This window comes from Pseudomonas sp. NPDC012596 (assembly GCF_042902325.1).
In the GTDB taxonomy this organism is placed as follows: Bacteria; Pseudomonadota; Gammaproteobacteria; order Pseudomonadales; family Pseudomonadaceae; genus Aquipseudomonas.
In genome coordinates this window covers 23,230-34,938 of sequence record NZ_JBIBEB010000010.1, presented here as the reverse complement: position 1 = coordinate 34,938, position 11,709 = coordinate 23,230, and the positions used below count along the sequence as shown (strand labels likewise).

The 11,709-nt window shown below is 65.0% G+C and carries 11 protein-coding genes; 5 read left to right on the top strand and 6 right to left on the bottom strand.

The window, feature by feature from the left end; genetic code table 11:
• Positions 1-7: 7 nt before the first annotated feature.
• Positions 8-1,060 (bottom strand): glycolate oxidase subunit GlcE, encoded by a 1,053-nt coding sequence (gene glcE / locus ACFY68_RS13845; RefSeq protein ID WP_387528072.1) that lies wholly within the window; start codon positions 1,058-1,060, stop codon positions 8-10.
• Positions 1,060-2,559: a glycolate oxidase subunit GlcD gene (glcD, locus tag ACFY68_RS13840; RefSeq protein WP_387528069.1), complete on the bottom strand. Its 1,500-nt coding sequence runs from the start codon at positions 2,557-2,559 to the stop codon at positions 1,060-1,062. The genes glcE and glcD overlap by 1 nt, the downstream gene beginning before the upstream one ends.
• A gap of 195 nt (positions 2,560-2,754) precedes the next feature.
• On the opposite strand from glcD, the gene glcC reads away from it, so the two are divergent.
• Positions 2,755-3,522: a transcriptional regulator GlcC gene (glcC, locus tag ACFY68_RS13835; RefSeq protein ID WP_346613005.1), complete on the top strand. Its 768-nt coding sequence runs from the start codon at positions 2,755-2,757 to the stop codon at positions 3,520-3,522.
• Between the two features lie 123 nt (positions 3,523-3,645).
• Here the strand turns inward: glcC and ACFY68_RS13830 are convergent, their stop codons facing one another.
• The 3 genes from ACFY68_RS13830 to ACFY68_RS13820 all read right to left on the bottom strand — a co-directional run bounded on the left by ACFY68_RS13830 (position 3,646) and on the right by ACFY68_RS13820 (position 5,970).
• Positions 3,646-4,878: a M20/M25/M40 family metallo-hydrolase gene (locus ACFY68_RS13830; protein ID WP_387528065.1), complete on the bottom strand. Its 1,233-nt coding sequence runs from the start codon at positions 4,876-4,878 to the stop codon at positions 3,646-3,648.
• 133 nt (positions 4,879-5,011) lie between these two features.
• Positions 5,012-5,329, bottom strand: coding sequence for a DUF2388 domain-containing protein (locus ACFY68_RS13825; RefSeq protein ID WP_346613007.1), 318 nt, complete (start codon positions 5,327-5,329; stop codon positions 5,012-5,014).
• A gap of 89 nt (positions 5,330-5,418) precedes the next feature.
• Positions 5,419-5,970: a GNAT family N-acetyltransferase gene (locus tag ACFY68_RS13820; protein ID WP_387528061.1), complete on the bottom strand. Its 552-nt coding sequence runs from the start codon at positions 5,968-5,970 to the stop codon at positions 5,419-5,421.
• 325 nt (positions 5,971-6,295) lie between these two features.
• Here ACFY68_RS13820 and codB point away from each other — a divergent pair, with 325 nt between their 5' ends.
• The 4 genes from codB to ACFY68_RS13800 all read left to right on the top strand — a co-directional run bounded on the left by codB (position 6,296) and on the right by ACFY68_RS13800 (position 10,895).
• Positions 6,296-7,561 (top strand): cytosine permease, encoded by a 1,266-nt coding sequence (codB, locus tag ACFY68_RS13815; protein WP_387528058.1) that lies wholly within the window; start codon positions 6,296-6,298, stop codon positions 7,559-7,561.
• Positions 7,558-8,775, top strand: a complete 1,218-nt coding sequence (locus ACFY68_RS13810; RefSeq protein ID WP_387528056.1) for a PucR family transcriptional regulator — start codon at positions 7,558-7,560, stop codon at positions 8,773-8,775. Before codB ends, ACFY68_RS13810 begins: the two co-directional genes overlap by 4 nt.
• 3 nt (positions 8,776-8,778) lie before the next feature.
• On the top strand, positions 8,779-10,020 hold the full coding sequence (codA, locus tag ACFY68_RS13805; protein ID WP_387528054.1) for a cytosine deaminase: 1,242 nt from the start codon (positions 8,779-8,781) through the stop codon (positions 10,018-10,020).
• Between the two features lie 155 nt (positions 10,021-10,175).
• Complete coding sequence (locus ACFY68_RS13800) at positions 10,176-10,895, top strand: hypothetical protein (RefSeq protein ID WP_387528053.1); 720 nt, start codon at positions 10,176-10,178, stop codon at positions 10,893-10,895.
• On the opposite strand, the gene ACFY68_RS13795 is transcribed toward ACFY68_RS13800, so the two are convergent.
• Positions 10,865-11,434 carry a WYL domain-containing protein gene (locus tag ACFY68_RS13795; protein WP_387528050.1) on the bottom strand — a complete coding sequence of 190 codons (570 nt, stop codon included), beginning with the start codon at positions 11,432-11,434 and terminating at the stop codon, positions 10,865-10,867. The genes ACFY68_RS13800 and ACFY68_RS13795 overlap by 31 nt on opposite strands.
• Between the last annotated feature and the right edge of the window lie 275 nt (positions 11,435-11,709).

Sequence of the window (11,709 nt, the reverse complement as noted above, 5' to 3'; positions counted from 1 at the left end):
CGTGGCCTCACAGGTCAGGGTACAGGCGGCCAGGGTTGAACACACCCTGGGGGTCGAGTTGCTGCTTGAGGGCGCGGTGGTAGCGCAGCAACCCAGCGGGCAGCGGTGCAGTGCTGTCTTCACCTGTGGCGTAACCGGTGACGTGGCCGCCGGCCTTGGCGGCCTGTTCGCGGATCTGCCGTGCGGGGGCAGTCGATTTCAGCCAGCGCTGGGCGCCGCCCCAGTCGATGAGCTGGCGCCCAGGCAGGTCGAGCTCACCGGCGGCAAGCGGCACCGACACACGCCACAGCGGTTCAGGGCCCTCGAAGAAGGCCATGCGCAGCTCGCGCAGGTCGCCCCAGAAACGGCTGTCGAGCTCATCGCCGCCCAGGCGCTGGCGGGCCGATTGCACCGAGCCTTCACCGCCTTCCAGGCGCAGGTACAGTGCGTCGCCATCGTGGCAGGCGGCGCTGATCGGCAACGGTTGCTGGCCCCATTCGGCCAGCTCGGCCACGGCGAGATGACGGTCCATTGGCAGGCGCAGGCTCAGGCACTGGCGTGGGCGCGGGAGCACTTTCAATGACACCTCGGTCAGTACACCCAGGCAACCGAAACTGCCCGCCATCAACCGCGACACGTCGTAACCGGCCACGTTCTTCATCACCTCGCCGCCAAACCGCAGCAGCTTGCCGTGGCCGGTGATGACGCGCGTGCCGAGTACGTAATCACGTACCGACCCCGCCCAGGGCCGGCGCGGCCCGGACAGCCCAGCCGCGACCATGCCGCCGAGGGTCGCGCCGGTGCCCAGATGCGGCGGCTCGCAGGGCAGCATCTGCCCGGCCTCGAACAATGCCGCCTCGATCTCCACCAGCGGCGTGCCGGCGCGGGCGGTGAGCACCAGCTCGGTCGGGTCGTAGCTGACGATGCCGCGGTGGTTGCGGGTGTCGATGATCTCCCCGCCAATCGGGCGGCCGAGCATGGCTTTGCTGTTGCTGCCCTGGATGCGCAGCGGGGTGTTCAGGTTCAAGGCCTGGTTGACCTGCTCGAGCAGGTCCAGGCTGATGTCGCGGTCCATGCTCATCAGAAGCGCTCCAGCTCAGGGAAGGGCAGTTGCCCGCGGTGCACGTGCATCGCGCCGAACTCGGCGCAGCGGTGCAGGGTGGGGATGTTCTTGCCGGGGTTGAGCAACCCTTGGGGGTCGAACGCCGCCTTGACCGCATGGAACAGGGTGATTTCGTCGCTGTTGAACTGCGCGCACATCTGGTTGATCTTTTCCCGCCCGACACCGTGTTCACCGGTGATGCTGCCGCCCACGGCCACGCACAGTTCCAGGATGCGCCCGCCGATGGCCTCGGCGCGTTCCAGTTCGCCCGGCAGGTTGGCATCGAACAGGATCAGCGGATGCATGTTGCCGTCGCCGGCATGGAACACGTTGGCCACACGCAGGCCGTACTCCTCGGACAGGTCGCTGATGCCTTTGAGCACCCGTGGCAGCTCGCGCCGCGGGATGGTGCCGTCCATGCAGTAGTAGTCCGGCGAGATCCGCCCCACGGCCGGGAAGGCGTTCTTGCGCCCGGCCCAGAAGCGCACGCGCTCGGCCTCGTCGCAGGCCAGGCGCACTTCGCGGGCGCCGGCTTGCTGCAGCACGGCCGCCACCCGCTCGCAGTCATCCTGCACATCGGCCTCCACGCCATCCAGTTCGCACAGCAGGATGGCCGCCGCGTCTACCGGGTAGCCGGCGTGGATAAAGTCCTCGGCGGCGCGGATCGCCAGGTTGTCCATCATTTCCAGGCCACCGGGGATGATGCCGGCGGCGATGATCTCGGCCACGGCACGGCCGGCGTCCTCCACACTGTCGAAACTGGCCAGCAACACCCGCGCCACCTGGGGTTTGGGTAGCAGCTTGACGGTCACTTCGGTGACGATGCCGAGCATGCCTTCGGAGCCGGTGAACAAGGCCAGCAGGTCGAAACCCGGGCTGTCGAGGGCGTCGCTGCCCAGGGTCAGGTGTTCGCCTTCGACGGTGAGGATCTCGACCTTGAGCAGGTTGTGCACGGTCAGGCCGTATTTCAGGCAATGCACGCCGCCGGCGTTTTCGGCCACGTTGCCACCGATGGAGCAGGCAATCTGCGAGGACGGGTCGGGTGCGTAATACAGGCCATATGGCGCAGCCGCCTGGGAGATCGCCAGGTTGCGAACACCCGGCTGAACCCGCGCGAAACGCCCTTGCGAGTTGACCTCCAGAATGCGGTTGAAGCGTGCCATCACCAGCAGGATGCCCTTGGCCAACGGCAATGCGCCGCCCGACAGCCCGGTACCCGCGCCGCGTGCAACCACCGGCACGCCACGCTGGTGGCACAGCTTCAGCAGGGTCTGCACCTGTTCCAGACGTTCGGGCAGCACCACCAGTAGCGGCACCGTGCGGTAGGCCGAAAGGCCGTCGCATTCGTAAGGTTTGAGGTCCTCAGCGCGGTGCAGGATTTCGAGATCGGGCAGTGACTCGCGCAAGGCCTTTAGCAGGTCAGGCAGGTCTACGGCAGGCAGCGCGCCATCGACCCGTTCGTCGTAGAGAATGTTCATCAGGCTCACTCACCGGCAATTTTTGTTGTTGTGGGTAGACCGTTCACCTTTGCAGCCTGCGCGCGCTGGCGGGTGTGGTCGAGCCGCTCGCGCACTGGTCCTACCAGTTTTTGCGAGATGCACTGGTTATTTGCAGGTTCGGCCGGCTAAATTGGCGCAAGCTATAGCAGTGGTCCTACCAGTTGGAGTGCGCGCATGGGTGCTGAAGGCAAGGCCAAGATCGCCGATCAGGTGGCAGAGCGGGTCGAGCGGCTGATCGTGGAAGGTGTGCTGAAGGTCGGTCAGGCCTTGCCATCAGAGCGGCGCCTGGTGGAAAAGCTCGGCTGCTCGCGCTCGGCGCTGCGCGAAGGCCTGCGCATCCTGCGTGGGCGCGGGATCATCGACACTGAGCAGGGGCGCGGCTCGTTCGTGGCCGACCTGACCGGGCAGCAGGCAGGGGCCACGCCCTTGATGCACCTGTTCAGCTCGCAGCCACGCACCTTGTTCGACCTGCTCGAAGTACGTGCCTTGCTGGAGGCCGAATCCGCTCGCTTGGCGGCGTTGCGGGCCACCGAGGTCGACCGCCTGCTGATCCGCCGCCGTTACGAAGACATGCTCGCGGCCCACGCTTCGCCAGATGGGCTCGATGCTCGCGAGCATGCGCGGCGCGACCATGCCTTCCACCGCGCAATCAGCGAGGCCTCGCACAACCCCGTACTGGTGCATACCCTGCAGTCGCTCAGCGACCTGACCTTGAGCACGGTGTTTGCTTCGGTCAACAACCTGTACTGCCGGCCGGCGCAGAAGCGCCAGATCGACCGCCAGCATGCACGGCTGTATCAGGCGGTGATGGAACAGTTGCCGGAGCAGGCGCAGCGGGCGGCGCGCGAGCATATCAACGGGATTCGCGACAGTTTGCGCGAGATCGAGCAGGAAGAGCAGCGCCTGGTGCGTGCGACGATGCGCATGGATGGGTGGGGGTGAGGCCACCGGTGCCGGCCGCTTCGCGGGGCAAGCCCGCTGCCACAAGTACACTGCAAGGCTTGGAACTGCGCATATCCTGTGGGAGCGGGCTTGCCCCGCGAAAGGGCCATCGCAGACGCTACATTACTGTGCCAGGTGCCTGATCATCGCCACCGTCAAGTACAACCGCGGCGCGACGCTGCTCAGCTCGATGTATTCATCATCGCCATGCAACCCCGCCCCGACCACACCCAGCGTTTCCAGCACCGCCGGCTTGTCGCTGCCCGGCACGTAGGCATAACCGGCATCAGTACCGAAGCGCATGGCAATCGGCTCGATCTTGTGGCCGACCTCGCCGTACAGCTGTTGCGCGGTCTGTGCCAATTTCGCCGAAGCGTCATTGCGCGCCAGGGGCGGCCGGCCCTTTTCCACGGTGACGGTGGCTTGGGTGTCTGCCACCAGCTGCGTTTTCACGATGCGCTGGGCATCAGCCTGCACGCGGTCGGTTTCGGTCAGGTCCGAATAGCGCATGTCCGCTTCGGCCGTGGCCAGCGCCGGGATGATATTGGCTTTTTCACCGGCCTTGGCCAGGGTCCAGTTTACCGTGGTGCCTTTGCCCGCATCACCCAGGTCCTTGAGCTGAAGCAGCTGGTGGGCCAGTTCGGTCAGCGCGTTGCGCCCTTGCTCGGGCGCGGAGCCTGCGTGCGAGGCACGGCCCTTGACCTCAAGCTTGAGGCGGTTGATACCGTTGGTGGCCACCGTGACGGCGTCCTTGTCCGGCGGCTCGTAGGAGAATACGTAATCATGCTTGCGGGCCAGCTCGGCGATGATCTGCCTGGAGCCGGCCGAGCCCATTTCCTCGTCTGGGTTGAACAGCACCGTAAGCGTGCGGTAGCCCTTGAATTCCTGCTGCTGCAGCAGCTTGAGCGCATGCAGGATCATCGCCACACCGCCCTTGGCATCGGCAACCCCGGGGCCGTAGGCGCGCGGGCCGTCAACGCGGAATGGGCGTTTGGCCACGGTGCCGGGCACGAACACGGTGTCGTAGTGGACCATCAGCAGGAAGTCCTTGCTGCCGGTGCCTTTGAAGGTGCCGACGATGTTGTCGCCCACGGAGGGTGTTGCGGGGTGGGTCTGGACGTCGGCGCCCAATGCCTTGAGGCGTTTGACCAATTCGGCGCTGATTTGCGTAAGGCCAGCTTCGGTGCCGGTGCCGGTATCGACCGAAACCAAGGTCTTGAGGGTTTCAAGGTAGGCCGGTTGTTCGCCCTGGGCCTGTTTGAGCAGGTCCTGGGGAGAGGGATCGGCGGCGGTGGCGTGTGTGCAGGCGATCAGTAGCGCCAGGGCGATGGCGTGGGGAGGGCGGGGCAAAGGCATCGGTTCTTCCTTGTTGTGGTGAACCGTTGAGCCTAGTCCCTGAGCTGTTAGCCTGCAGCGCTAATTGTGGCCCTATCGCGGGCAAGCCCGCTCCTACAGGGGCGGGCTGGCGCGCGATAGGGCCTTAGGGGCATCAATGGTGCGCGACTGGGTCATCCTGGGACAGTATCGCCCGGGCCAGTTCTTCGTCACTGGCCTGCAGGCCAGGGTTGTCCTTGCGGGCCTGTTCCAGCGCCGACTCCACATAGGCGCCACGGATCGCACCACCACTGGCGACGAATGCAGATAGCTCGTCACGGGCGGGGATGATCCGTTTGTCATCCTTGAAGGTCGAGTACAACGAGGCCGAGACACCGGCCGAGGTGGCGACGTCGCCCGCATCGACGCGGGCCAGGGCGGCACCGGCAGGCAGCAGGAGCAGCAGCGCAGGGGCGAGGAATAGGTGGCGCATATCGTGATCTCCAGTAGCGTGAAGCCCAAGGGAATTACCACTCAGTGTTTAAGATGGCGGAACACGGGCGGTAGTTCCCTTGCTGCTGATCAGGCCAACGGGTTTGAGGCAGCCGGCCGCTTCGCGGGCGCACGCCGATAGAGGGGCCGCGGCGTGCTGGGGTCCAGTTCTGTGAGCGTGCTGCCAGCTGCCTTGAACCCGGCGCGCTCGGCCAGGCGCTGGCTGGCCTTGTTGTCGATATCGGTGGTCAGCCACACAGCACTGTCGACGGCGTCCAGCAGACCAATCAGCGCCTCACGCATGAGCCCATGGCCGCTGAAGGCCTGGTTGGCCCAGTAGCCCACTTCATATTCATCATTGCCCGGGCGCAGGCCGATGCAGCCGATCACGGCCTCGCCGCCTGGTTGCAGCACGAAAAAGCGCTTTTCGGCGGCTGGGTCAAGGAACTCGCTGGCGCTCAGCTGCAGGCTTTCGCGTACCTCTTCCAGCGTCCAGTCGGGCTTGGCCCAAGCCAGGAAGGGGGCGTGCAGGTCATAGCTGCCTAGCAAAGCCTGGCGCAATTGCTCGGCAAATGCCGTGTCCGGGCGGACCAGGCGCGTGCGCGGGGTGGACAGGGTATGGGGCAGAGCGGGGTAGGGCATGGGGGCCATCCTGGCGAGGTTGTTGGGGGCATCTAAGCACATTCTGCCGGCGAACAGGTTCACGTTGAAGCCACGGGCCTGCATCGCCCTTCTGGATCGATCCAATGGGCTGGGTTAAAACTACCCAGCCGCGTTCTGCTTTGGTGCACAATGGCGTCAAATTGAGTCATCAAGCACATAAAAATCCAATCAAAATGCTTAATTCCGTTCACTTTGCACACTGTTTCATATGCTGTCCGCCCGCTTTTGCGCAGCGGCACACACCGCCCAAAGCGGCCCGCATATTGCTCTTGCTGCTCCAACTTCAACCCGGAGCACCCGAACAATGAGCTCACCCTCCGAATTCCCGCTGTGCGAGGCGCCGCAGCACGCCCGCAAAGGCCTGTTGCCGATCGCCATGGTGCTGTTCAGCTTTACCTTCTTTACCGGGACGATGTTCGCCGGGGGCAAGTTGGGCATGGCCTTCAATTTCGTCGACATGCTGTGGATTGCCACCATTGGCAACACGCTGCTGGCACTTTACGCCGCCGCCCTGGCATTCATCGCTTCGCGTAGCGGCCTCAATACCGTGCTGATGGGGCGCTTCTGCTTCGGAGAGGCCGGTAGCCGGCTTTCGGACTTTCTGCTGGGCTTCGCCGAACTGGGCTGGTACGCCTGGGGCACCGCCACCGTGGCGATCGTGCTGGTCAAGTTGCTGGGGTTGGCGGAAGGCTACACGGTGCCGTTGATGGTGCTGTTCGGGCTTGGCTTCAGCATCACGGCAATCGTCGGCTTCAAGGGGCTGGACCTGCTGTCGCGGGTCTCGGTGCCGCTGATGTTCGCGCTGCTGATCATCTCGATGGTCATCGCCACACGCGACGTGGGTGGGCTGCAACAGCTGGCGGCGCTGGTGCCACACGAAACCATGACCTTCTCGGCGGCGGTGACCATGGTCTTCGGCACCTTCGCCAGCGGCGCCACCCAGGCCACCAACTGGACGCGCCTGTCGCGCAGTGGGCGGGTGGCGGTGACGGCCAGCGTGGTGGCGTTCTTGCTTGGCAACGGGCTGATGGTGGTGGCAGGCGCCTGGTGCGCGATGGTGTACCAGCAGGCCGATATCGTCGAGGTAATGATGCTGCAAGGGCTGTCGTTCGCGGCGGTGGTGATGCTCTGCCTGAACTTGTGGACGATCCAGGGGCCGACCATCTATAACGTCGCCGCCGCGGCCTGCCACCTGCTGCGCAGCGAGCGCCGGCGCACGGCGACGCTGGTGGCAGCCGGCGTCGGTATCGTGCTGGCGATCGGCGGTATGTACGAATTGCTGATCCCGTTCCTGGTGCTGCTCGGCTCGATCATTCCGCCGGTGGGCGGGGTGATCATGGCGGATTTCTGGTACCGGCACCGTGGCAAATACCCGGCGCTGGCCACGGTCACCCTGCCGCGCTATAACCTGAAGGGGCTTTGCGCCTACGCCGTGGGTGCGGTGGCGGCCTATGCCTCGCCCTGGGTGGCGCCCCTGGTGGGCATCGGTGCCTCGGCGCTGTGCTACATCCTGCTGGTTGAACTGAGTGGCCGGCGCCGTGCGCTGGGCCAGGCCCGGGCCGAGCCGTGAGCCTGGCGCTTGAAGAAATCCTCCACCTGCCGGGGCTTGAAGACATGGCCGTGCGGGCCGGCGCGCGCAACCTGCAGCGGCGGGTGCGCTGGCCCTATGTGGCAGAAAACGAAGGCATCGCAGAATGGGTGATGGGCGGCGAGCTGGTGTTCGTCACCGGCATCAACCACCCGCGCGGCGAGGGCAACCTGCTGAGCCTGGTCGAGGATGGCGACGCGGTAGGCATCGCTGGCCTGGTGATCCTCACTGGCGGCAGTTTCATCCAGGGCATTCCACTGGGGGTGATCGAGCGTGCCGAGCAATTGGGGTTGCCGCTGATCGAGCAGCCCTATGCGCTGAAAATGGTCGTGGTTACCCACCTGATCGGCACGGCGCTGGTGCAGATGGCCCAGGTGCGCCGCTCGCGCAATGACATCCTCGGCCAGCTGCTGACCGGTGACTACCCCAGCCTGGCCATCGCCCGCCAACGTGCAGCGCATCTGCACCTTGAACTGGACGGGCCGCAGCGCCTGGTGGCGTTGCGCCTGTCGGCAGTGGACGGGTTGTTCGAGCGGCATGGGCTGGCCCAGGGTGAGCGCCTGTGGCAAAGCACCCGGCAGGCGCTGGAAGACCAACTGGAAGCCTGGTGCCGGGGCCACCCTGGGGCGGTGACGGCGCAACTGGCAGGCGACCTGTTCGTGCTGCTTTTGCCGGATACGCCCGGCCTGCGTGCGGCCCTGGCCGGGCTGCACCAACAGCTGGCCGCAGTGGCAGGGGAGATGGGCCTGTTCATGGGGCTGTCGAACCCGGCCGAAGATTGCGGCCACTATCGTCAGGCCCTCAACCAGGCACGCCAGGCCCTGGAGGTGGCGCAGAACCTGCGCCCGGCTGCCGGCCTGTGCGACTTCAGCGAACTTGGCGTGCTAAGGCTGCTGCAAGGTATCGTCGACCGCTCGCTGATCGACGACTTCGTCACCCAGACCCTTGGCCCGCTTCGCGCACCCGGGCGCAAGCAGCCCAACGCTCTGCTGCACACCCTCGACGCGCTGCTCAAGGAAAACGGCAACGGCCTCAAGGCCGGGCAGCGCCTGGGCGTGCACCGCAACACCATCAATCAACGGATGCAACGCATCGAACAATTGAGCGGGCAGTCCCTCGACGACCCGCTTTTTCGCATGAATGCTGCGGTCGCTATGCTGATATGGCGCATGACCGAAGCCCAAGGCAAGGAGTAACCCATGAACATCATCAACGCACGCCTGCGCGGCAAGGCCGGCCTGTTCCGTATCGAGCTGGACGGTGATCGCATCGCCGCCATTGCGCCCCAGGCGCAAGTGGTATCGCTCGTCAACCCCGATGACCTGGACGCCCAGCAGAACCTGGTGGTGCCGCCCTTCGTCGAGCCGCACATTCACCTGGACGCCACCCTGACCGCCGGCGAACCGAACTGGAACATGAGCGGCACGCTGTTCGAAGGCATCGAGCGCTGGGCAGAACGCAAGGCCATCACCACCCACGACGACATCAAGACCCGCTCGAAGAAGACCATCGGCATGCTGGTGGAGCACGGCATCCAGCATGTACGCACCCATGTCGACGTGACCGACCCCAAGCTCACCGCACTCAAGGCAATGGTCGAGGTGCGTGAGGAGGTGCGCGACCTGATCGACCTGCAGATTGTCGCCTTCCCTCAGGAGGGTATCGAGTCGTACGCCAATGGCCGGGCGCTGATGACCGAAGCGGTGGCCATGGGCGCCGATGTGGTGGGCGGCATTCCGCACTTTGAAAACACCCGTGATCAGGGCGTGTCGTCGGTGAAGTTCCTGATGGAGCTGGCCGAGCGCACCGGTTGCCTGGTGGACGTGCACTGCGACGAGACCGACGACCCGCAATCGCGTTTCCTCGAAGTGCTGGCCGAAGAGGCGCGGGTGCGCGGCATGGGCGCGCGGGTCACGGCCAGCCATACCACGGCCATGGGTTCCTATGACAATGCCTACTGCTCCAAGCTGTTCCGCCTGCTGAAGATGTCGGGCATCCACTTCGTCTCCTGCCCGACCGAGAGCATCCACCTGCAGGGCCGCTTCGACACCTACCCGAAACGCCGCGGGCTGACCCGCGTGGCCGAGATCGACCGGGCGGGGATGAACGTGTGTTTCGGCCAGGACTCGATCGTCGACCCGTGGTACCCGCTTGGCAACGGCAATATCCTGCGCATCCTCGAGGCCGGGCTGCACATCTGCCACATGTTGGGCTACGAGGACCTGCAGCGCTGCCTGGACCTGATTACCGACAACAGTGCGCGCACGCTCAACCTGGGCGAGCGCTACGGCATCGAGGTGGGGCGCCCGGCGAACCTGCTGCTGCTGTCGGCACCGGATGACTACGAGATGGTCCGCAGCCAGGGGCATGCGCTGGTGTCGGTGCGCCACGGCAAGGTGCTGATGCGCCGCACACCGGCGCAGGTCGAGCGGTTCTGCTGAAAGCGTCGAGGCAGACAACCCTGATCAGCTCTGGCAGGGCGGCCAGCTGATCGGGGTTAGCGTTGCGGTGCGTCTGAGCGCTTGCCTGGCGGCGTTTAACTTGGCACCCTTTGGGGCCCTTGAACCGTGCATGCCGTGACAGAAGGAACACACCGTTGAGTTGGGACAAAATCGGGAAACTCCTCGTAGCCCTGTTGCTTGGCCTGATGGTCATGCTGGTGGCCTATGTGGCGCTCAAGGGCAACGCACGCCTTGAGGCTTCCCTGACCTACGCCTACCTCACCTACCCAAGCCAGTTCAGCGAGCGCATCAGCAAGGCCAACGAGCAGCTCAAATACGAGCGCTTGCAGCCGCGCATCAACAGCATCGGCCAGGGTGCGTTGAACCAGGAGCAGGTGGATCGGCTGATCGATCTGGCCCAGGCACCCTATGCCCAGTTGTTCGCCAAACCGTTCGAGGCCGGGTTGGTGGACCACCGCACCGGCTTGCTCATCGAGTTGCGCAACACAGGTGACGTGCAGGTACGCGAGGTCAAGATACGCCTGCCGGCCAAAGGCCTGGTGCAGGTGCGCGATGCCGCTGGCAACGACACCATCATCGAAGCCGCGACACCCATGGTCGAGATCCCCGCCATCGAGCCGGGTGGGGCCTGTAAGGTCTGGGTCTACTTCGATGCCGATTACTCGCAGATTCGGCAGAGCGGTATCAGCATCAGCCATGCCGATGGCGTGGCCAATGTGCAGGTCTATCGCGAATTCATTGGCTTGCCGGCATGGGCGGCACGCTACAGCCGCGAGCTCATGGTGTTGCTCGGCGTGCTGGTGCTCGGTGTACTGGGCCTGGGTTACGCCTGTTTGGCCCGCCGCGGCAGCTGAACACCGACGTCGTGCAGGGCCAGGCTCTGGCGCAGTTGTTCGACCATGGCCGTGCGCAAGTCTTCAGGTGCCTGCACGCGGATGGACCCGGCCTGGGACAACAACCAGCCCATCAGCGCGCGGCTGTCGTCGACCGTGGCATCCAGCGTCGCGCCACCTGCACCATGCGGGGCAAGGCGCATGTCATCGGACAACGGCTGATCTTCCAGGCGCCGTGCGAGGGCGTCGTCAACCCAGGCGCGCAGTTCGATCTGCTGCGTAGGGGACAGCACGTCCGGCTGCAGCTCTTGGGCCTCTCCCAGGCTCAGGCCCGGTTGCCAGTACCAGCCGTAAGGCATGCCCTTGTTGTTGCAGCGCAGAGGGAACAGCGTCGCGAGTTCGTTGAGGTCGCGCTCGACCGTACGTTTGCTGGTTCTGTGGCCAACGTTGGCCAGTGCTGACTGCAGCTGCGTCGAACTCAAGCCGGGGTGGCGGTCGGGCAGCAGCTTGAGCAGTTGCCACTGGCGGGCAATGGTGTGGCGGGTAGTGTGGCTGGGCAAAGGGCTCGTCCTTGAAGTCCAGGCGGGTTGCACCTGGATGATGGCATATGGCTATTGCCGCGAGCATACCCCTTAAGTTGATGGGATCCAAGTTTCAGGCGACAGAAGCGCAGCCTGCAAGGCTTGGCTATGTCGCCGCTTGCAGGGTCAGGATCTTGTAGCAGGCTTTGCCCGTCACCAGCGTCTGTCCTAGTACGTCCTTCAACTCACCTCGGGCATAGCAGTATTTCCCGCGTCGTCTATAAAACGTGGCACCTTGGAGGTGATCCTGGGTG

Bases quoted from the DNA above. Each gene is read 5' to 3' on its own strand.
- codB (WP_387528058.1), top strand. From the start codon at position 6,296: ATGAGCTCACCCTCCGAATTCCCGCTGTGCGAGGCGCCGCAGCACGCC.
- glcD (WP_387528069.1), bottom strand. From the start codon at position 2,559: ATGAACATTCTCTACGACGAACGGGTCGATGGCGCGCTGCCTGCCGTA.
- ACFY68_RS13830 (WP_387528065.1), bottom strand. From the start codon at position 4,878: ATGCCTTTGCCCCGCCCTCCCCACGCCATCGCCCTGGCGCTACTGATC.
- glcE (WP_387528072.1), bottom strand. From the start codon at position 1,060: ATGAGCATGGACCGCGACATCAGCCTGGACCTGCTCGAGCAGGTCAAC.
- glcC (WP_346613005.1), top strand. From the start codon at position 2,755: ATGGGTGCTGAAGGCAAGGCCAAGATCGCCGATCAGGTGGCAGAGCGG.
- ACFY68_RS13825 (WP_346613007.1), bottom strand. From the start codon at position 5,329: ATGCGCCACCTATTCCTCGCCCCTGCGCTGCTGCTCCTGCTGCCTGCC.
- codA (WP_387528054.1), top strand. From the start codon at position 8,779: ATGAACATCATCAACGCACGCCTGCGCGGCAAGGCCGGCCTGTTCCGT.
- ACFY68_RS13820 (WP_387528061.1), bottom strand. From the start codon at position 5,970: ATGCCCTACCCCGCTCTGCCCCATACCCTGTCCACCCCGCGCACGCGC.